A 20,305-nucleotide genomic window follows, 5' to 3' on the forward strand; every position below is an offset into this window, starting at 1 on the left:
CGGCTGTTATGTTTCTAATATGCCTTTTAGTCCCTTTTCACGATGCTTTCCTTCCTCCGCTTGTCCTTGTTGGCTCCGCTTCTGCTGGTGAGCCTGGTGAGTTGCAAAAAGTCGTCCGACCCTGGCACTACGCCACCGTCCGTGCCGCCCACCACTTCCACCGCCACCACGTTCACCAACCCAATACTGTCTTCGGGGGCCGACCCTTGGGTGACACAAAAAGACGGCTTCTATTACTACATGCACACCACTGGCAACAACCTTACCTTGTGGAAGACCGCCAAAATGAGTGAGCTTGGGTCGGCGGTGAGCAAAGTCATTTGGTCGCCGCCGGCTGCGGGTCTGAACTCCCGCGACATCTGGGCGCCAGAAATTCATTTTCTGGATGGCAAGTGGTACGTCTACTTTACAGCGGGCCCCGGCAACTGCTGCGGTGGCCAGCGTTTGTGGGTGTTAGAGAATGCCAACGCCGACCCCACCACCGGTACCTGGGTTGAGAAAGGACAGATAGCCATATCCAGCCAAGACCTTTGGGCCATTGACGCCACCATCTTGGAGCAGAACGGCAACCGTTACCTGCTGTGGTCTGGTCAGGAAGTGGGTTCCGAACAGCAGAACCTGTACATCGCACGCATGGCATCGCCTGTTGCTCTCACTGGCTCCCGCACACAGCTCAGCCGCCCCCAGTATGCTTGGGAACAGTACGGCAGCAACACCCCGTATGTGAACGAAGGGCCGCAAGTCATCAAGCACGGCAGCAAAACACTCATCGTTTATTCGGCCAGCCACTGTAGTTCCGACGAATATGCTCTTGGGCTCCTTTCAGCCGGCAGCACTGCCGACCCAATGAACGCGGCCTCCTGGACCAAGACACCCACCCCGGTTTTCACCAAAGACCCCGCCGACCGCGCGTACGGCCCCGGTCACAACGCTTTTTTCACGTCAAAGGACGGCAAGGAGGATTGGGTAATTTACCACGCCAACCTGGCTCCCAACCAAGGCTGCGGTGGTGCGCGCAATCCCCGAATCCAAAAGTTTGAATGGAATGCCGACGACACCCCCAATTTTGGTACGCCGGCTCCCACTGGCACACCGCTTCCACGCCCCGGCGGGGAGTAGCTTTTTCAAATCATTAAGAGCAACTCCGCCAAGCAAGTTGTTTTTTCGTTGAAAACATGCATCTTACCTCCCCAACGCTTAAATCTTTTCTTGTAATTAGCGGCTTGCTGGCGGTAGCTTGCCAGCGAACCCCAACGGGTACCCAGACGAGTGAAACTGGGCGCAAGGAGAGCTCTACAACGGGCGCGGGGGCCGCCGCTGCAACGGCAACGGTGGCCCCCGCGCCCGTTGCCAACCCGGTGCTGCCCGGCGACTTTCCCGACCCTTCGGTGGTAAAGATTGGCGATACCTATTGGGCTTCGGCCACCTCCTCGAACTGGGGGCCGGCCTTCCCCCTGCTCAAGTCAAGCAACTTGACCGACTGGCAACTGGTCGGGCACGTTTTTCCCGACAAGCTGCCCGATTGGGCCGATTATTACTTCTGGGCCCCGGAAATCACGCAGGAAGGCAACAAAACCTACGTGTTCTATTCGGCGCACAAGAAAGGCGGCAACCTGGCCGTGGGCGTGGCCAGCGCCGACCGCCCCGAGGGCCCCTACACCGACCACGGCCCGCTGGTGGGCCAGGCCGCCGGCTCCATCGACGGCTTTCCGATACGCGACGAAAAGGGGCGGCTGTATTTGATTTGGAAAGAGGACGGCAACAGCATCAACCAGCCCACGCCCATCTGGGCCCAGCCCCTGAACGAAGCCCGCACCAGCCTCACGGACGAGAAAAAAGAGTTGTTTCGGAACACGGCGACCTGGGAGGGCAACTTGGTGGAAGGCGTGAGTATGGTGCGCCACGGCGACTACTTCTACGCCTTTTACGCCGCCAACGGGTGCTGCGGCCAGGGCTGCCGTTACGGCACCGGCGTGGCCCGGGCCAAAAGCCTGCTTGGCCCCTGGGAGAAAAACCCGCGCAACCCCATCTTGACTGCTGCCGACGCCTGGAAATGCCCCGGCCATGGCACCGTGACCCAACGCAACGGCCGCTGGTACCTGCTGCACCACGCCTACGCCGCGGGCAGCTTCGAGAATGTGGGCCGCCAGGGCCTGCTCACCGAGTTTGCGTGGACGGCGGACAACTGGCCGGAATTTGGGGCGCAGAGCGGCGCCAGGGCCAGCAACCCGGTGGCGACCCAGCCCGTGACCGACGAGTTTACCGGCGCCAAGCTGGGCCTGGACTGGCAGTGGCCCATCGAAGACAAGCCGCAGTTTGCCCTGCGCGGCGGCCAACTGCGCCTCACTGCTCACCCCGACAAGGGCGGCGCGGCCCTGGGCCGGCACACGCTCACCGGCACCTACACGGCCACCACCACCTTGCTGGCCCCGGCCGCGCTGCCGGCCGGCACCGCCGCGGGCCTGGCGGCACACGGCGACCCCAAAAACGCCGTGGCCCTCACCGCCGGCGGCGGCAAGCTGCAGTTGTGGGAGCGGCGCGACGGCAAGCAGCAAATTCTGGCCGAAGCCACTCTCCCTACGGCAGCGGACAAGGCTGTGCAGTTGCGCATGCAGGTAACCGGCGGCAACAGCTACCGCTTTGCCTGGAGCACCGACGGCACCACCTGGACCAATCCGTTGGTCAACAACGGGGCCGTCAGCGGCCAGTTTCTGCCACCCTGGGACCGGGGCGTGCGGGTGGGCGTGCTCGCCCAGGGGCCGGCTTCGGTTACGGCCGCGTTCGAGCGGTTTGCGCTCAACAGCCAGCCGTGAACCACCCTTTCCAATGCCCGGCACCGTCCGCTACTTAGCCGGACCCGCCGGGCGTTTCTCTGTACTTTATTTATTTTCTCACTTTTTTCAATCGCATGATTTCACCTTTTCGCGCCGGCTTAGCGGGCGGCCTCACCGGCTTGGCGCTGCTGGCTGCCTGCAATTCTTCGCCTTCCACCAAATCCGTATCAGCAGGCAGCCCGGCCTCGGCTCCGGCCGCCGATTCCAGCCAATCAACCCCCAGCACCGTGCCCGTTTCCACTGATTTCGGCAAAATGCCCGACGGCCAGCAAGCGCAGCTGTTTACCCTGACCAACGCCCATGGCCTCAAGGCCACCGTCACGGACTACGGCGGAACGCTTACCAGCATGCTCGTGCCCGACAAAGCCGGCAAGCTGGGCGATGTGGTGCTGGGCTTTGCCGACGTAGCGGGCTACACCAGCGCCCTGTACGTGCAGGAAAATCCGTTTTTCGGGGCGTTGATTGGGCGCTACGGCAACCGCATCAAGCTCGGCAAATTCACGCTCGATGGCAAACCCTACTCCTTGCCCACCAACAACGCCCCCAATTCCCTGCACGGCGGCACCCGCGGCTTCGACAAGCGCCTGTGGACGGCCCAGCCCGGCACCTCCCCCGAGGGCCAAACCCTGACCCTGAGCTACGTGAGCGCCGATGGCGAGCAAGGCTACCCCGGCACCCTCACCACGCAGGTAGTGTACACCCTCACCGCCAACGACGCCCTGCGCATAGCCTACACCGCCACCGCCGACCAGCCCACGGTGCTCAACCTCACCAACCACAGCTACTTTAACCTGGGCTACGGCCAAACCAAGGACATTCTCGGCCACGAGCTGACCCTGAACGCCGACCGGTTCACGCCCGTCGACAACACGCTCATCCCAACCGGGGTGCTGCAATCGGTGGCCGGCACGCCCATGGATTTTCGCCAGCCGCACACCATCGGCGAACGCATCAAGCAAGTGCCCGGCGCCGCGCCCGGCGGCTACGACCACAACTGGGTGCTGGCCGATGCCATGCGCCCCACGCCGGCCCTTGCCGCCACCGTGCACGAGCCCGTTTCTGGCCGCACCATGGAAGTGCACACCGACCAGCCCGGCGTGCAGTTTTATTCCGGCAACTTTCTGAAGGGTAATTTGAAAGGCAAGGGCGACGTGGCCTACGTGCAGCACTACGGCTTCTGCCTCGAAACCCAGCATTTTCCCGATTCGCCCAACCAGCCAAAGTTCCCCAGCACCGTGCTACGGCCCGGCGAAACGTTTAAGTCGGTGACGGAGTACCGCTTCGGCGTGCGCAAGTAGCCAACCAGCCGGAGCAGCGGCAATTGCCTGCCAGAAGTACATTCCACAAAAAAGGGCCCCGTTTCTGATTCAGAAACGGGGCCCTTTGTAGAGAGCGAGGGATTCGAACCCCCGGACCTGTTACAGTCAGCGGTTTTCAAGACCGCCGCAATCGACCACTCTGCCAGCTCTCTGGGTCATTCATTAGTTTAGTTAGCAATTAACAGTAAGCAGCAAACTGCCGAACCGTTTGGGGCCGGACGGAGAGCTGTTCATTGCTCACTGCTAGTTGCTCACTGAAAAAAGTAGAGAAGGGGGGATTCGAACCCCCGATACCGTTGCCGGTATAACGGTTTTCGAAACCGTCGCATTCGACCACTCTGCCACCTCTCTGACAAGCTCCCCGAGTGATTGGGGAGCGCAAAAGTAAGGACGAATGCGCTACGGTGCAGCCTACGCGTCGAATTATTTTTACGAATGCTCGTTGCGCCCTCCGCTCCTACTCGGGCTTCTCGGCCAGTTGCTCGGCCAGCATCCGGCGGCGGCGGCCCGTGACAGCGTCCATGCTCACGTTCACTTCGAAGCCGATAATCAGGGTCATGCACACGAATTCGAGCCACACCATGAAGCCCACCAGCGCCCCAATGGAGCCGTAGAAGGTATTGTAAGAGTCGAAGATGCGAACGTAGAGCGTGAACAGGAACGACACCAAAAAGATGAGCAGCGTGGCCACGATGGCCCCGGCCGACACCAGCGGCCACTTGTCATGCACGGGCGGCACGAAGTAGTATATGACGCACGTCGTGCTCAGAAACAGCCCCACCAGCGAGCCGTAGCGGATGAGCTTTAGCACCAGGTCGGTGAGCCGCTCGGGCACGATTTCGTAAAACACCAGCCCATCAATCAGGTAAGTGCCGAAGAAAATGCCGGCAATGGCCAGCACTAGAATAAGCGACAGCACAAAGGTGAGCACCGTGGCAATGAGCCGCTTGCGAAAGTAGCTGCGGTGCTTGAACCACGGGTATTTCTTCTCAAACGCGTCGAGCAGCGCCATGATGCCGTTGGAGCTGAGCACCAGCGCCGTGCCGAAACCGAAGGAGAGCAGGCCCCCGTGCGGAATGTTCACGATGTCCTCGATGGTGGAAGCCGTGGCCGCGTACAGCTCGCGGGGCATGAAGTCGGCCAGAAACAGCAGGATGTCCACGTTCAGGTTCGGCACGGGAATGTACGGAATGAGCGTGAACAGAAAAATAATGGTCGGAAACAGCGCCACCGTGAGGTTGAAGGCCATGTAAGCAGCGCGCTTCTCCAGGCTGTCGAGCCGCAGCTCGTGCATGATGCGGTCGAGCACGTCGTAGAGCGAGGCCTGCTCGCCGGGCAGCCGCAGCCGCTTCAGCCCCACCATCAGGCGCCGGTAGGGCCGCTGCTGGGTCACATCGGGGAAGCGGGAGCGGCGGATGGCGGGGGCTTTCATCTGTTCAATTAAAAATTAAAAGTGAAAAATTAAAAATCTGCAGGCAGCGAGCAATAGTCTAATCAGGACCTGACTTTTAATTCTCAATTTTTAATTCACTTCCCAAACGTCACTTCCCAAACGCGGCCGGCGCGGGCGCGTCGGGCGGCACGGCGCCGGGCGTGGGCAGCACGGGGCTGTCCACTTCGTCCTCGCTAAAATACGGCGCCAACCGGGCCCGGAGGCTGGCCGGCACCGGCACCGGCCGACCGGTGGTCGTGTCCACAAACACCATCAGCGTGTGGCCTTCGGTGAGCAGCTCCTGCGCCTCGTTGTACACCTCGTACTCAAACAGCACCCGCGAGCCCTCGGCGGGCTGCTTGAGCAGCAGGCGCACCGTGAGCAGGTCGTCGTAGCGGGCCGGGCGCCGGAAGCGGGCGCGCAGCTCGCCCACCGGCATGCCCACGCCTTCGGCCTCCAGGTCCTTGTAGCGGATGCCCAGCCGCCGGAACGACTCGGTGCGGGCCACCTCAAAATACGCCGCGTAGTTGCCGTGGTACACGTAGCCCATCTGGTCGGTTTCGGCGTAGCGCACGCGGATTTGAGTGTCGGAAGTGTACATAGTTAGCTGTGGAGCGCAGCCTTTGCTGCGCCTGTCGCCGCCAAGCGGCGAATGAAGTTCGGTATCTTATTCGGTGCTCCGCACCGATGCGCGCAGCAAAGGCTGCGCGCCACACGGCGGCTACCGAATGCCCGCTCTACTCAGCGCGGCCTGGTAGCGCCGCGCGTTCATGGTGTGCTCCCGCTCGTTGGTCGCGAAGGCGTGGTAACCGCTGAAGTCTTCCTTGGCACAGAAGTATAGGTAGTTGTTGCTCTCCGGTTTCAGCACGGCGTCGATGCTGGCAATGCTGGGCAGGTTGATGGGGCCGGGCGGCAGGCCGCCGTACATGTACGTGTTGTAGGGCGAGTCCTTCTGCAGGTGTACGTTGAGCACGCGCTTGATGGCGAAGTCGCGGTTGGCGTACACCACGGTGGGGTCGGCCTGCAGCTTCATGCCGCGCTTGAGGCGGTTGAGGTAGACGCCCGCGATGCGGGGGCGCTCGTCGGCGTGCTGCTGCTGCTCGGCCTCCACAATGCTGGCCAGGGTGCTCACCTCGGCGCGAGTCAGCTTCAGCTTTTCGCGCTGGGCGTCGCGGGCCGGGGTCCAGAACTGCTCGTACTCCTTCTTCATGCGCCGCATCAGGTTCTCGGCCGAGGTGTTCCAGTACAGCTCGTAGGTGTTCGGGATGAACATGCCGAGCACCGTGGTGGTGTCGAAGCCCAGGCTGCGGGTGTAGCCGGGGCTGGCCAGCAGCGAGTCGATTTGGGCCGGCCGGGCGTCAATCTGCCCCGAGAGCTTGTCGGCCAGCTCGCGGCGCAGGCGCACGTTGGCGAAGGTGAGCCGGAGCGGCGACTGCAGCCCGGCCTTGAGCACGTTCACCAGCTCGCGGTTGGTGTAGCCGTTCTTCAGCTCGTAGCGGCCGGGCTTCACGTGGCCGGGGTACTTCATGAGCTTGGCCACGAAGTGCAGCGAGAGCTTGTCGACCACCACGCCGGTGGCGTCGATGGTTTTCAGGGCCGCCTGCCAGTCGGCCCCGCGGGGCACGATGACGTAGGTGGGCTTGCCCTTGGTTTCGATGTTGGCCGTGAAAAAGACCTGGTAGAAATAGTAGGAGAAGCACACCAGCGTGAGCGTGAACACCACGCTGACGGTGGCCCAGCGGCGGCGGCGGCGCAGGGCCTGGTCGCGGTACTCAATGGCCGACTTTTTGGCAGGCTGGGACATGGGAAGCAGTAAGGAAACCGGTGGAACGGCGTCAAAAGTACGAAGGCGGCCCCCGCGGCGGGTAAGCCAAGCGGTGGTTGTTTCGTTTCGGCCGGGCGTAGTACCTTGCCCGCGCCTTCGGCCCGGCCGGCAACCCCTTGCCACCGGCGGCCGTCCCTGGCCGGCCGCCGCGCGCCGTCACCTTTGTTATCCCTCACCGCACCCCATGCCCGCCACCCTCCTCCGCATTCACCCCGAAAACCCGCCCCACAACCGCATCCAGCAAGCCGTTGACGTCCTGCGCAAAGGCGGCGTCATCATTTATCCCACCGATACGGTGTACGGCATCGGCTGCGACGTGACCAACGCCAAAGCCGTCGACAAGGTGTGCCGCATTAAGAAGCTGTTTCCCGAGAAAGCCAACCTTAGCTTCATTTGCCACGACTTGTCGCACATCTCCGACTACGCCCATGGCATCACCACGGCCACCTACAAAGTCATCAAGAAGGCGCTGCCTGGCCCGTTCACTTTTCTGTTCGAAGCCAGCGCCAACGCGCCCCGCTTCGGCGGCACCAAGCGCAAAACCGTGGGCATCCGGGTGCCCGACAACCAGATTATCCTCCAACTGGTCAAGGAGCTAGGGAATCCCATCGTGAGCACCTCGGTGCGCGAAGATGAAAACACCCTGGACGAATACGTCACCGACCCCGACCTCATTTTTGAGAAGTACCGCCTCCTGGTCGACCTCGTCATCGACGGCGGCTTCGGCGGCAACGTCCCCAGCACCATCATCGACTGCACCAACGACGACTTCGAACTCATCCGCCAGGGCGCGGGCGACATCGAGCAATACCTGTAACGCTTCGCTTAATGAAGAATGAGGAATGAAGAATGAAGAATTACCCTGGCGATAATTCTTCATTCTTCATTCCTCATTCTTCATTAAGCGAAGCGTTGGTGTTTCCACCTTCGGTGCGTCCACAGGTATTGCTCGGGACTGGCCTGCATGTCGCGCTCCAGCTGGCGGGCAAAGGCTTCGGTGACGGGGAAGGTGCCGGCGGGCGCGGCGGCGGCGGCGCGGCCGTCCGGCAATTCGGTGAACGTGACTTCGTAGTAGCCCCGCCGTACCCGCCGGATGCCCACGTAGAGCACCGCACAGTCGAGCTGCACGGCCAGGCGGTCGGCACTGGTGTAAAAGCTGGTGTCCTGGTGCAGGAAAGTGGTCCAGTAGGGCCGGTCTTCGGGGCCGGCGGCCTGGTCGGTGAGCAGGCTCAGGGTGTGGCCCTGGCCCTTGTGCGCCACCAGGTAGCGCAGCGTGGCGAGCATGGGCACGGCATCGGCCCCCAGTCGCGTGCGGAGCCGGCGCATAAAATCCTCAAAAAACGGGTTGTTCAGCGGTTTGTACACGCCCGCCGCCCGGCCCGGAAATTCCAGCGCCGCGCCGCTCAAAATCCACTCCCAGTTGCCCATGTGCGAGCCCAGCGAGAGCACCAGCCGCTCCTGGGCAAAAGCGCGCGTCATCAGTTCCGGGTTGGTGAAGCGCATCCGCTCGGCCAGCTCCGCGGGGCTGATGGCGGCCAGCTTCAGGATTTCGACCACCACCTGCGCGAAGTGCCGGTAAAAATCCTTGCCAGTGCGCGTGATTTCCGCCTCCGACTTCTCGGGAAAGGAACGGCGCAGGTTCGTCGTCAGCACCGGCCACCGGTAGCGCACCACGTAGGCCAGCAGCAAGTAAATACCCTCCGCCAGCCCGTAAAGCCCCGCCAGCGGCAACCGGGCCAGGCCCAGCAGCAGCCACCGCAGCGGCTCGTAGTACCACGCGTAGGGCCGGGACCGGGCGGCTCCGCCGGGTGCGGGTTGGCTCATCGGGGCCCGGCGGCGCCGGCGGGCGCGTAGTCGACGGGGTTGCGCTGCCCAATGGCGCGGTGCCCGGCCAGCAGCTTTTTATTGCCCGGCCCGCCGTACACTTCCACGAACAGCGTAAACGGGCCTTCGGGCAAGGGGCCCAGCGGCAGTTGCCCCACCACGGTGGTCGGGCGCCCGCTCTGGGGGGTGAGGTCGGCGTCGGCGTCGGCGGCCGAGCCGTCGGGGGTGGTGAGGTGGTAGTGCACGCGCAGGGGTTGGCCCACCGGGGCCCCGTGCAGCTCGGTGTAGAAAAAGATATTGTCGGCGCCCCGGGCGTAGGCGCTGCCGGGCGCCCGGGTGAGCCGGTAGCCGCCGCGGGCAAAAGTATCCCCGCCCCCGCTGCGGGCAGCGGGCCGGGCCAGCAGCACCACGTCGGTTAGGAAAGTGCCCACCGGCGTTTCGAGCACCAGTGGCTTTTCAACCGTCGTTTCGCCGCCGGTGGGGCGGTACTGGTCGCGCACGGTGCCGCGCAGGGTGTATTTGCCGTCGGGCAGCAGTACCCTCTTGAGAAAGCTCTGCGGGTTTTTGATGGCAATGGTGGTATCGCTCAGCACCGGCGGCTTGAGAGTGACGACTTCGCGGTAGGCCGAAGCGCCGTCGGCTTTCAGGATTTCCAGTGTGACCGTGGCCGCCGACTGAAACGCCTTGGGCGCCCGCTGCCGGTACATGAGCGACTGCGTGGGCACCGTGACGTAGATTTCCACCTCCGCGCCTTTTTGCACCGTATTCAGGTTGCGGAACCGGGCCACGTCAAGCAAAATTTGCGGCGGGCCCGCGTAGGCGGCCAGCGGCCCAACCAGCGAGAGAACAACGGCGGAAAACAACAGGAGGCTGCGCATGCGGCAAAAGTAATGCTGCCAGGACGGGCCCTGACCGGACCCCGTACTTTGCCCCTCAATTTCATGCCCGGTGCCCCATTTCGTGATTCTGCTTACCGAACTGCATTACCACCCCCCGGCCGCCCTCTTCGCCGAGCTGCTCCGCGCCGACGGCCTGCTGCTCGAAGCGCACGAGCACTACCGCAAGCAAACCTTCCGCAACCGCTGCCTCATCCGCACGGCGCAGGGCGTGCAGCCGCTCACCGTGCCGGTCATCGACGGCAACCGGGCCGAAAAAGTAACGGCGGCGGCCATCGAAATCGACTACCGCCAGAACTGGGTGCATCGCCACTGGCGCACCCTGCAAACTGCCTACGGCAACAGCCCGTACTTTGAATATTATGCCGACTACCTGCACGATATTTACGTAAGCAAGCCGGCGCTGCTTTTCGACCTGAACCTGCAGTTTTTGCGCCTGCTGCTCCGCTGCTTCCGCCTCAACCTGCCCCTCGCCCTCACCATCGACTACCGCCCGCACTACCCCACCCCCACCGACGCCGAGCAACCATTTGCTCCCCCGCTTGGTCAATCAATCACGCCGTTGCTTCTGGACCGGCGCGACTGGTTGACACCTAAAAGTGCTTTGCGAGCCCCAGAACCTGACACTCCGGCAGCCCGTTCCCAGGTGCGGCCGTACCCGCAGGTATTTGGCCCAGGTTTTGAGCCCGGGCTGAGCGTGCTGGACCTGCTGTTTTCGCAGGGGCCGGCGGCCGGCGGGTATTTGCAGTAACCGCGTTTTGCGCGGCAACCCGTAAATTTCTGTCGCCGTTAAGATTAACGCTTTAGGGCCTTTTCGGCCCGAACCTTCGCCCGAACCGGCTTGTTTGCAAGCCACACCGGCCCAACCCGTTATTCGTGTATTCGCCCGACGCGGGGCTATCTGATTTTTCACTACGTTTATTGGCATGGAAGCTAAATTCTCAAACCGCGTCAAAGAGGTTATCTCCCTCAGTCGGGAAGAGGCCATCCGGCTTGGTCACGACTACATCGGCACCGAGCACCTGTTGCTGGGCATGATTCGCGAGGCCGAAGGCACCGCCCTGGGTTTGCTGCGCAAGCTGGGCGTGGCCATCGACGAGCTGAAGTTCTCGCTGGAGCAGGCCACCCGCAACACCGCCACGCAGGGCACCAGCATCACCGGCTCGATTCCGCTGACCAAGCAGACCGAAAAGGTGTTGAAAATAACCTACCTGGAGGCCAAAATCTTCAAGTCCGAAATCATCGGCACCGAACACCTGCTGCTGTCCATCCTGCGCGATGAAGACAACATTTCCTCCCAAATTCTCTCCAAGTTTAACGTGAACTACGAAACTGTGCGCGACTCCCTGGACTACCACGGCAACGCCTCGCCGAGCCCCAAGGCCGGCCCGGACACCGACGATGACGACAACGACAAGCTGTTTGGCTCCTCCGGCCCCGGCGGGCGCGGCGGCGCGGGCAGTGCCGGCGCCACCAAGAAGCCCGGCGAAAAGTCGCGTACCCCGGTGCTCGATAATTTTGGCCGCGACCTCACCAAGCTGGCCGAGGACGACAAGCTCGACCCCATCGTGGGCCGGGAAAAAGAAATTGAGCGGGTGGCCCAAATCCTGAGCCGCCGTAAAAAGAATAACCCCATCCTCATCGGGGAGCCCGGCGTGGGCAAAACGGCTATTGCTGAAGGCCTGGCCCTGCGCATCATCCAGAAGAAGGTGAGCCGGGTGCTGTTCAACAAGCGCGTGGTGACCCTGGACCTGGCCTCATTGGTGGCCGGCACCAAGTACCGCGGCCAGTTTGAGGAGCGCATGAAGGCCGTAATGAACGAGCTGGAAAAGTCGCCCGACGTGATTCTGTTCATCGACGAGCTGCACACCATCGTGGGCGCCGGCGGCGCTTCGGGCTCGCTCGACGCTTCGAACATGTTCAAGCCGGCCCTGGCCCGGGGCGAGATTCAGTGCATCGGCGCCACCACGCTGGACGAATACCGCCAGTACATTGAGAAGGACGGCGCCCTGGCCCGGCGCTTCCAGATGGTGATGGTGGACCCCACCACGCCGGAGGAAACCATCGAAATCCTGCACAACATCAAGGACAAGTACCAGGACCACCACCACGTGGTGTACACCGACAAGGCCATTGAGCAGTGCGTGATGCTGAGCGACCGCTACATGTCCGACCGGTTCCTGCCGGACAAGGCCATCGACATTCTGGACGAGGCCGGCGCCCGCGTGCACATCAACAACATCGTGGTGCCCGAGGACATTCTCACGCTCGAAGAGCAGATTGAGAACATCAAGGGTGAGAAGAACCGCGTGGTGAAATCGCAGAAATACGAGGAAGCCGCCAAGCTCCGCGACACCGAAAAGAAGCTGCTGGACCAACTCGAAGCCGCCAAGAAAGGCTGGGAAGAGGAAACTAAGAAGAAGCGCTACACGGTGAAGGAGGAGAACGTGGCCGAGGTGATTGCCATGATGACCGGCATCCCCGTTTCGCGCGTGGCCCAGAACGAAAGCCAGAAGCTGCTCAACATGAACGAGGAGCTGCAGGGCAAGGTGATTGGCCAGGAGAAAGCCATTAAGCAGCTCGTGAAAGCCATCCAGCGCACGCGGGTGGGTTTGAAGGACCCCAAGAAGCCGATTGGCTCGTTCGTGTTCCTCGGCCCGACGGGCGTGGGCAAGACGGAGTTGGCCAAGGTGCTCGCTACTTATTTGTTCGACAAAGAGGATGCGCTGGTGCGCGTCGACATGTCGGAGTACATGGAGAAGTTCAGCGTGTCGCGCCTGGTGGGCGCGCCTCCCGGCTACGTGGGCTACGAAGAGGGCGGGCAATTGACGGAGAAAATCCGCCGCAAGCCGTACTCGGTGATTCTGCTCGACGAAATTGAGAAGGCGCACCCGGACGTGTACAACCTGCTGCTGCAAGTGCTGGACGACGGCATCCTGACCGACGGCCTGGGCCGCAAGGTGGACTTCCGCAACACCATCATCATCATGACCTCGAACATCGGGGCGCGGGACTTGCAGGACTTTGGCGCCGGCATCGGTTTCGGCACCAAGGCCCGACAGGAGAACATGGACGAGCTCACCAAGAGCACCATCACCAACGCGCTGAAGAAGACGTTTTCGCCCGAATTCCTCAACCGTCTGGACGACGTTATCGTCTTCAACGCGCTGGAGAAGAAGGACATTCACAAAATCATCGACATCAGCCTGGCCAAGCTGCTCTCGCGGGTAAAGGCCCTGGGCTACCGCGTGGAATTGACTGATAAGGCCAAGGATTTTGTGGCTGACAAGGGCTACGACCCCAAGTTTGGCGCCCGGCCGCTGAACCGCGCCATTCAGAAGTACATCGAAGACCCGATTGCGGAGGAAATCCTAAAAGCCCAAGTGGTGCACGGCGACGTCATCACGGCCGACTACGAGGAGGGTAAAGAGGAATTGCTCTTCGCCGTAACCAAGAGCGGCGAGTCGCAGAACCTCGCCAGCGACGAGCGCCCGGCCGAAGCCCCGGAAGCCCCCGACGCGGATGCGAAAAAATAACACGGGGCACCAGCCCTGGTTCCTGTGCATGCGCAGCAGCAAGCCGGCCTTCGCGAGAGGGCCGGCTTTTTTGTGGTAAATTGCTGGTTCGAAACAGTTACCTACCAACTGGATACGCTGCGTTTTACCCGTTTGCGGCCGCCCTTCGAAATGCGTCTTCTGCCCGTGGTTGCCGGGCCTGCTCCCCGGCTGCTGGGCGCTTGGCCCGCCCGCCGGTAGGGAAGACCAGGTTGTTAAATTACATTAATTTGCAGGGGTTTACCGCCGCTTTTGAATCTTATGAATTTATTTCGACTTGCAAGCCTGTTCGGAATCAGCGTGTTGCTAGCGAGCAGTGCGGCGGCTCAGGTGGCGCCCACTCCCGTCCCCAAAGCTTCCGTACCCAAGAAAACGCCGCAGCCGGGCGTGGCGGCTTCGGCCCAAAAACCCCTTCCCCAAAAACGGGTCTACAGCCGCAAGACTTGGCGAAAACCGGTGGCGGGCGGCTGGAAAAAGGCGCCACTGGCCGGCCCGGCCCGGCCGGTACGCCGGTGGGCAAAGGCGGCGCCCGGCCAGAAACCGGCGCCACCAGCCCGGCTGGGCCCGGCGAAGAAAGTGCCCGCGTCACGGGTGGCAACGGCGACTGTGGCTGCGGCTGCGGCCAAAAAAAGGGCGCCGGTGGGGCGAAAACCCGTATACCGAGCCAAGCCGGTTGTGACTACTAAAGCTGCGAAAAGCACATGGGGGACCCCGTTGGCCGCCCGCAAGCCCGCCGCCCGCCCCCCCTACGGCAAGCCCGCCATCCGCCGCCCTTACGGTAAGTACGGTAAGCCCGCCGTCCGCCCGCCCTACGGCAAGGCTGTCGCAGCGCCGGCGCTGCGCCGCACGAGCCCGGTTGGACCGACGCCGGGGGCCGTCGGCAAAAAAACCATTGCCGCCCCTTCAATTGGGGCGGCCCGCCCGGCGGTGCGGGGATTCTCCGCGCCGGCCAAACCAGCTCCGGTGCTCGTTGCCAAGAAGCCGGCCCCAACGGCCTCCGCGCTCGCCCCCGTTCCCGTCGTTCCACCGGTTCAAGCCGCCGTCAACAGCGCCAAACCGACGACCCTCCCGAAACCAGCGGCCGCCCTGCGGCCGGTGGTGACGCCGGCCCCAGCCCCGGCTCCAAAGCCAGTGGCAGTGCCTAAGTCAACCGTGGCTCCCGCGCTGGTAGCAGCTCCGGCTTCGATGGCCGCCATGAAAACAGCGGCGGCTCCGGTGCCGGCAGCAGCCCCGCCAGTGGCAACCGCATCGAAACCCACCGCCAACGCCCAGCCAGTTACCGCTCCCAAGCCAGCGGTCATTTCAACTTCCATGGCAACTCCCAAGCCGGTGGCCGCACCGAAACCAGGGGCAACCGCTCCTTCTTCAGTGACTGGGCTGCCCCCAACCACGGCGCCCAAGCCAGCGGCGAGCCCTGCGCCACTGGCCGCCGCCCCCATGCCGAGGACCAGAAGCTTGGGGCTGACGGCCCCGGTGGCCCCCATCAAGCCCAAGGTTTTCACCAATTTCGGTATTACGCGCACCGACAACTATTACTGGCTGAATCAGCCCACCAGCCCCGAAGTACTCGATTACCTCACTGCCGAGAACCTGTATTACGACAAGCAAATGGCCAGCGCGCAGGCCACGCAGCAGAAGCTGGTGACCGAAATCAAGGGCCGCATCAAGCAGGCCGACACCTCGGTGCCCTACCGCGACAACGGCTACTACTACTATTCCCGCTTCGACCTGGGCAGCGAATACCCCGTGTACTGCCGCAAAAAAGGCAGCACCGTCGGGCCCGAAGAAGTGCTGCTCGATGCCAACGATTTGGGCAACGGCCGGCCGTATTTCCAAATCGGCAATTGGGCCGTGAGCGACAACAACCAACTGCTGGCCTACACCGCCGATACCGTAAGCCGGCGCCTCTACACGCTGCGCTTCAAGGAAATTGCCACCGGCAAGCTCTACCCGGAGCGCATTGCCAACACCGGCAGCGAAGTGGTGTGGGCGGCCGACAACAAGACGGTGTTTTACACCCGCAAAGACGTTACGACCCTGCTGCCCTACCAAGTGTACCGGCACACCCTGGGCACCGACCCCAAGAGCGACGCCTTGGTGTACGAGGAGCGGGACAATACTTTTAGCCTGGAAATAAACCGCTCAAAATCGCGGAAGTACATCGGGATTGTTATCGCAAGCTCGCTCTCCTCGGAGTACCGCTACCTCGATGCCAGCTCGCCCACCGGGCCTTTCAAGGTGTTCTTGCCCCGCGAGAAAGACCACCTCTACGAAGTGGAGCACCTGGGCGAAAAGTTTTACCTGCGCACCAACTGGATGGCCCCCAACTACCGGCTGATGACGACGCCGGTGAACAACACGGCCAAGACCGCGTGGGCGGACGCCCTGACCCGCCACCCGGAAATCTTCCTCGACCATTTTGAGCTGTTCAACAACTACTTCGTGCTCAACGAGCGCAGGGGCGGCCTGCGCCAGCTGCGCGTGGTGAGCTGGCGGGACAAGCAGGAACACTACCTCAAGTTTGACGAGGAGGCGTACACCGCCACCGTTGGGGTCAACCGCGAGATGGACACGCCGCTGCTGCGCTACAACTACACTTCGCTGGCCACGCCGCCCTCCACGTTTGAGTACGACATGAGCACGCGCACGGGCACCCTGCTAAAGGAGCAGCCCGTGCTCGGGGGCTTCAACAAGCACGACTACGTGTCGGAGCGGGTGTTTGTGAAGTCGCGCGACAACGTTTTTATTCCCATGTCCATCGTGTACAAGAAGGGCACCAAGCTGGACGGTACCGCGCCGCTGTTGCAGTACGCTTACGGCTCCTACGGCCTCTCGCAGGACCCCACCTTCAGCGCGGCCAGGCTGAGCTTGCTCAACCGGGGCTTCGTCTACGCACTGTGCAACATCCGCGGGGGCCAGGAAATGGGCCGGCAATGGTTCGAGAACGGCCGCCTGCTGCATAAAATCAACAGCTTCAACGACTTCATCGACTGCTCGCTGTATCTTACCAAGCCCCAAACCGCGGCCGACGGCACCGCTGCTTCGCCCAAGCAGCTGTTCACCAGCCCCGACAAGCTGTTTGCCATGGGCGGCAGCGCCGGCGGCCTGCTCATGGGCGCGGTGATGAACATGCGCCCCGACCTCTACAAGGGCGTCATCGCCGCCGTGCCGTTCGTGGACGTCGTCACCACCATGTCGGACCCCAGCATTCCGCTCACCACCGGCGAGTACGACCAGTGGGGCAACCCCGCCAACGAGGACCATTTCACCTACATGCTTTCGTATTCTCCCTACGACAACGTGAAGGCTCAGGCTTACCCCAACGTCCTGGTCACCACCGGCCTGCACGACTCGCAGGTGCAATACTACGAGCCGGCCAAGTGGGTGGCCAAGCTGCGCGCGCTCAAAACCGACAAGAACCAACTCCTGCTCCACACCGACATGAACGCCGGCCACGGCGGGGCTTCCGGCCGCTTCAAATCCATCGACGACACGGCCCGGCAGTACGCCTTTATGCTGCAGCTGCTGGGCAAGAATTTGTAAGAAGCAGGTCATCAGGTCTTGCAGCAGCGCCATCGGCTCCCGTGCTGCCCCCGGCACGGGAGCCGATTTTTGCTCCACCGAAGGGGGAGAACCTGGCGCGGCCATTGGTCTCTGCTTCGTAACGCGCCCGTAATTCGCCCGTAACCTACCTTTGGCTCCCCATCCCCGCGGCCCGATTCGCGCCGCGCCCACCCTTGCCCATGCCCGACCCGCACGCCCACGCCCCCCTTTCCAAAACCGACTTACTGGCCCGCAAAAACGAAGAAGCCCTGCTCGGGGGTGGCCAGGTGCGCATCGACTCCCAGCATCAGAAGGGCAAGCTCACCGCCCGCGAACGGGTTGACTTGCTGATGGACGAGGGCTCGTTTGAGGAGATTGGCAAGTTCGTGATGCACCGGGCCAAGGACTTTGGCCTCGACAAAGAGCACTACCTCGGCGACGGCGTGGTGACGGGCTACGGCACGGTGAACGGCCGCTTGGTGTACGTTTTTTCGCAGGACTTCACGGTGTTCGGGGGCTCGCTGAGCGAAACGCACGCCGAGAAAATCGTGAAAATCATGGACCTGGCCCTGAAGAACGGGGCCCCGGTCATTGGCCTGAACGACTCGGGCGGCGCCCGCATCCAGGAGGGCGTGGTGAGCCTGGGCGGCTACGCCGATATTTTCTACAAAAATACCCTGGCCTCGGGCGTGGTGCCGCAGCTCTCGGCCATCATGGGGCCGTGCGCGGGCGGCGCGGTGTACTCGCCGGCCATCACCGACTTTATTCTAATGGTGGAAAACACGAGCTACATGTTCGTGACCGGCCCCAACGTGGTGAAGACCGTGACCCACGAGGAGGTGACCAGCGAGGAGCTCGGCGGCGCCAGCACCCACTCGGCCAAGAGCGGCGTCACGCACTTCAGCTGCGCCAACGAAGTGGTGGCCATCACCAACCTCAAGCAGCTGCTGAGCTACATGCCGCAGAACTGTGAGGAAACCGCCCCCGCCCAGCCCTACGCGGCCGGCGACGACGAGCGCCGCCCCGTCCTCGACGCGCTGATTCCCGACAACGCCAACCAGCCCTACGACATGCGGGAGGTGATTGAGGGCATCATCGATGCCGATTCTTTCCTCGAAGTCCACCAGAATTTCGCCGAGAACATCGTCGTGGGCTTCGCCCGGCTCGCGGGCCGCAGCATCGGCATCGTGGGCAACCAGCCCGCCGTGCTGGCCGGCGTGCTCGACATCAACGCCAGCACTAAGGCCGCCCGCTTCGTGCGCTTCTGCGACGCGTTCAACATTCCGCTGCTGGTGCTCGAAGACGTGCCCGGTTTCTTGCCCGGCACCGACCAGGAGTGGCGCGGCATCATCACCAACGGCGCCAAGCTGCTCTACGCTTTTTGCGAAGCCACCGTGCCGCGCATCACCGTCATCACCCGCAAGGCCTACGGCGGGGCCTACGACGTGATGAACTCCAAGCACATCGGGGCCGATTTGAACTACGCCTGGCCCACCGCCGAAATCGCCGTGATGGGCGCCAAGGGCGCGGCCGAAATTATTTTCAAGCGCGAGATCGCCGCCGCCGCCGACCCCGCCGCCAAGCTGCAGGAGAAGGTGGACGAGTACCAGGAAAAATTTGCCACGCCCTACCGCGCCGCCCACCGCGGCTTCGTGGACGAGGTGATTCTGCCCTCGCAAACGCGGCAGAAATTAATTCGCGCCTTCAAAATGCTGGAAAACAAAGTGGACGTGATGCCGCGCAAAAAACACGGCAACATTCCGCTGTAGCTTTTTCGCACGGAGGCAGAAGAGAGTAAAAAGGAGTTGCACGAAGTCCTTTTTACTCCCCTGCACTCCTTTTTACTTCTTCTGCCTCCGTGCGAAATATCCGTGTTAATCATGCGTCCCGAATCGTTCGAGTTCCTCCAAACCTACCTCAACAACCCCTCCCCCACCGGCTTCGAGAAAGAAGGCCAGAAACTGTGGCTGGAATACCTGAAGCCGTATATCGACGAGTATTTCGTGGATACCTACGGCACGGTGGTGGGCGTGATTAATCCTAAAGCGAAGTACAAAGTCGTCATCGAAGCCCACGCCGATGAAATTTCGTATTTTGTGAATTACATCACGAAGGAAGGCTACATCTACTTGCGCCGCAACGGCGGTTCCGACCCGTTGGTGGCGCCCAGCAAACGGGTAAATATCTTTGGCGAGAAGGGCGTTGTGAAAGCCGTATTCGGCTGGCCCGCCATCCACGTGCGCAAAGTGGAGCAGGACAAGGCGCCCACCATCGAAACCGTGTTTCTGGACTGCGGCGCCAGCAGTGCCGAGGAAGTGGAAGAAATGGGCGTGTACGTGGGCTCCGTGGTCACGTTCGAGGACGAGTTCACGGTGCTGAACGACAAGTACTACGTGGGCCGGGCGCTTGATAACCGGGTGGGCGGCTTCATGGTGGCGGAAGTGGCCCGGCTGCTGAAGGAGAACAAGAAAAAACTGCCTTTCGGCCTCTACATCGTGAACGCCGTGCAGGAAGAAATCGGCCTGCGCGGCGCCGAAATGGTGGCCCACCGCATCAACCCCGACGTGGCCATCGTCACGGACGTGACCCACGACAGCCAGTCGCCGATGTACGAGAAAAAAACCTCCGGTGACATTTCCTGCGGCAAAGGCCCGGTGATTACCTACGGCCCCGCCGTGCAAAACAACTTGCGCGACCTCATCATCGACACCGCCAAGAAGCACGGCATTGCCTTCCAGCGCGCCTCGGCCACCCGCGCCACCGGCACCGATACCGATGCCTTCGCCTATTCCGGCTCCGGCGTGGCCTCGGCCCTGATTTCGCTGCCGCTAAAGTACATGCACACCACCGTGGAAACCGTGCACAAAGACGACGTGCAAAACGTAATTCAACTGATTTACGAAACGCTGCTGCGCGTTGAAGACGGCCACGATTTCCGGTATTTTGCCTGACGCCTGAACCACTGATTGGCCGGATGGGTCGGATTCGGGGGATTTTGCAGCCGATTTTCTTTTTTGCCCCGTTGAATGTTGCAAAAATCAGCGTGCCCTCCCCGAAATCCGATGAATCCGACCCATC

Annotated in this window: 14 protein-coding genes and 2 tRNA genes; 9 read left to right on the forward strand and 7 right to left on the reverse strand. The window is 62.3% G+C overall.

The features are described 5' to 3' along the window. Positions 1 to 42 precede the first annotated feature (42 nt). The 3 genes from RMO51_RS09935 (at position 43) to RMO51_RS09945 (ending at position 4,132) form a co-directional block, all read left to right on the forward strand. Positions 43 to 1,119 (forward strand): glycoside hydrolase family 43 protein, encoded by a 1,077-nt coding sequence (locus RMO51_RS09935; protein WP_310394269.1) that lies wholly within the window; start codon positions 43 to 45, stop codon positions 1,117 to 1,119. A gap of 212 nt (positions 1,120 to 1,331) precedes the next feature. Then, positions 1,332 to 2,813, forward strand: coding sequence for a family 43 glycosylhydrolase (locus RMO51_RS09940; RefSeq protein WP_310394271.1), 1,482 nt, complete (start codon positions 1,332 to 1,334; stop codon positions 2,811 to 2,813). 95 nt (positions 2,814 to 2,908) lie between these two features. Beyond that, a complete protein-coding gene (locus RMO51_RS09945; RefSeq protein ID WP_310394272.1) occupies positions 2,909 to 4,132 on the forward strand; it encodes an aldose epimerase family protein in 1,224 nt (407 codons plus the stop codon). Between the two features lie 88 nt (positions 4,133 to 4,220). Here RMO51_RS09945 and RMO51_RS09950 read toward each other — a convergent pair. From RMO51_RS09950 to mltG, 5 genes are all read right to left on the reverse strand, one after another. Beyond that, a tRNA-Ser gene (locus RMO51_RS09950) sits at positions 4,221 to 4,305 on the reverse strand. Positions 4,306 to 4,417: 112 nt separating this feature from the next. Continuing rightward, positions 4,418 to 4,504 (reverse strand) — tRNA-Ser (locus RMO51_RS09955). Positions 4,505 to 4,610: 106 nt separating this feature from the next. After that, a complete protein-coding gene (locus RMO51_RS09960; RefSeq protein WP_310394274.1) occupies positions 4,611 to 5,585 on the reverse strand; it encodes a YihY/virulence factor BrkB family protein in 975 nt (324 codons plus the stop codon). 109 nt (positions 5,586 to 5,694) lie between these two features. Further along, complete coding sequence (locus tag RMO51_RS09965) at positions 5,695 to 6,186, reverse strand: thioesterase family protein (RefSeq protein ID WP_310394276.1); 492 nt, start codon at positions 6,184 to 6,186, stop codon at positions 5,695 to 5,697. 120 nt (positions 6,187 to 6,306) lie between these two features. Next, positions 6,307 to 7,389 (reverse strand): endolytic transglycosylase MltG, encoded by a 1,083-nt coding sequence (gene mltG, locus RMO51_RS09970; RefSeq protein WP_310394278.1) that lies wholly within the window; start codon positions 7,387 to 7,389, stop codon positions 6,307 to 6,309. 205 nt (positions 7,390 to 7,594) lie between these two features. Here mltG and RMO51_RS09975 point away from each other — a divergent pair, with 205 nt between their 5' ends. Further along, positions 7,595 to 8,227, forward strand: coding sequence for an L-threonylcarbamoyladenylate synthase (locus RMO51_RS09975; RefSeq protein ID WP_310394280.1), 633 nt, complete (start codon positions 7,595 to 7,597; stop codon positions 8,225 to 8,227). 83 nt (positions 8,228 to 8,310) lie between these two features. Here the strand turns inward: RMO51_RS09975 and RMO51_RS09980 are convergent, their stop codons facing one another. Beyond that, positions 8,311 to 9,234 carry a lysophospholipid acyltransferase family protein gene (locus RMO51_RS09980; protein ID WP_310394283.1) on the reverse strand — a complete coding sequence of 308 codons (924 nt, stop codon included), beginning with the start codon at positions 9,232 to 9,234 and terminating at the stop codon, positions 8,311 to 8,313. Then, positions 9,231 to 10,112: a hypothetical protein gene (locus RMO51_RS09985; RefSeq protein ID WP_310394285.1), complete on the reverse strand. Its 882-nt coding sequence runs from the start codon at positions 10,110 to 10,112 to the stop codon at positions 9,231 to 9,233. Before RMO51_RS09985 ends, RMO51_RS09980 begins: the two co-directional genes overlap by 4 nt. Before the next feature lie 70 nt (positions 10,113 to 10,182). Between RMO51_RS09985 and RMO51_RS09990 the strand changes: the two genes are divergently transcribed. The 5 genes from RMO51_RS09990 to RMO51_RS10010 all read left to right on the forward strand — a co-directional run bounded on the left by RMO51_RS09990 (position 10,183) and on the right by RMO51_RS10010 (position 20,178). After that, positions 10,183 to 10,881 carry a WbqC family protein gene (locus tag RMO51_RS09990; RefSeq protein WP_310394287.1) on the forward strand — a complete coding sequence of 233 codons (699 nt, stop codon included), beginning with the start codon at positions 10,183 to 10,185 and terminating at the stop codon, positions 10,879 to 10,881. A gap of 175 nt (positions 10,882 to 11,056) precedes the next feature. Then, positions 11,057 to 13,666, forward strand: coding sequence for an ATP-dependent Clp protease ATP-binding subunit (locus RMO51_RS09995; protein ID WP_310394289.1), 2,610 nt, complete (start codon positions 11,057 to 11,059; stop codon positions 13,664 to 13,666). Positions 13,667 to 15,121: 1,455 nt separating this feature from the next. Further along, entirely contained in the window at positions 15,122 to 17,227 is a 2,106-nt protein-coding gene (locus RMO51_RS10000) for a S9 family peptidase (protein WP_310394291.1), read from the forward strand. Positions 17,228 to 17,427: 200 nt separating this feature from the next. Continuing rightward, complete coding sequence (locus RMO51_RS10005; RefSeq protein ID WP_310394293.1) at positions 17,428 to 18,996, forward strand: acyl-CoA carboxylase subunit beta; 1,569 nt, start codon at positions 17,428 to 17,430, stop codon at positions 18,994 to 18,996. 111 nt (positions 18,997 to 19,107) lie between these two features. After that, positions 19,108 to 20,178, forward strand: coding sequence for a M42 family metallopeptidase (locus tag RMO51_RS10010; RefSeq protein ID WP_310394295.1), 1,071 nt, complete (start codon positions 19,108 to 19,110; stop codon positions 20,176 to 20,178). Positions 20,179 to 20,305 lie beyond the last annotated feature (127 nt).

The sequence above is a fragment of the Hymenobacter sp. genome, from assembly GCF_031398885.1.
Lineage (GTDB): Bacteria > Bacteroidota > Bacteroidia > Cytophagales > Hymenobacteraceae > Hymenobacter.

Coding starts and splice junctions, on each gene's coding strand:
- RMO51_RS09935 (WP_310394269.1), top strand. CDS start 43: ATGCTTTCCTTCCTCCGCTTGTCCTTGTTGGCTCCGCTTCTGCTGGTG.
- RMO51_RS09945 (WP_310394272.1), top strand. CDS start 2,909: ATGATTTCACCTTTTCGCGCCGGCTTAGCGGGCGGCCTCACCGGCTTG.
- RMO51_RS09960 (WP_310394274.1), bottom strand. CDS start 5,585: ATGAAAGCCCCCGCCATCCGCCGCTCCCGCTTCCCCGATGTGACCCAG.
- RMO51_RS09965 (WP_310394276.1), bottom strand. CDS start 6,186: ATGTACACTTCCGACACTCAAATCCGCGTGCGCTACGCCGAAACCGAC.
- mltG (WP_310394278.1), bottom strand. CDS start 7,389: ATGTCCCAGCCTGCCAAAAAGTCGGCCATTGAGTACCGCGACCAGGCC.
- RMO51_RS09975 (WP_310394280.1), top strand. CDS start 7,595: ATGCCCGCCACCCTCCTCCGCATTCACCCCGAAAACCCGCCCCACAAC.
- RMO51_RS09980 (WP_310394283.1), bottom strand. CDS start 9,234: ATGAGCCAACCCGCACCCGGCGGAGCCGCCCGGTCCCGGCCCTACGCG.
- RMO51_RS09985 (WP_310394285.1), bottom strand. CDS start 10,112: ATGCGCAGCCTCCTGTTGTTTTCCGCCGTTGTTCTCTCGCTGGTTGGG.
- RMO51_RS09995 (WP_310394289.1), top strand. CDS start 11,057: ATGGAAGCTAAATTCTCAAACCGCGTCAAAGAGGTTATCTCCCTCAGT.
- RMO51_RS10000 (WP_310394291.1), top strand. CDS start 15,122: ATGCCGAGGACCAGAAGCTTGGGGCTGACGGCCCCGGTGGCCCCCATC.
- RMO51_RS10005 (WP_310394293.1), top strand. CDS start 17,428: ATGCCCGACCCGCACGCCCACGCCCCCCTTTCCAAAACCGACTTACTG.
- RMO51_RS10010 (WP_310394295.1), top strand. CDS start 19,108: ATGCGTCCCGAATCGTTCGAGTTCCTCCAAACCTACCTCAACAACCCC.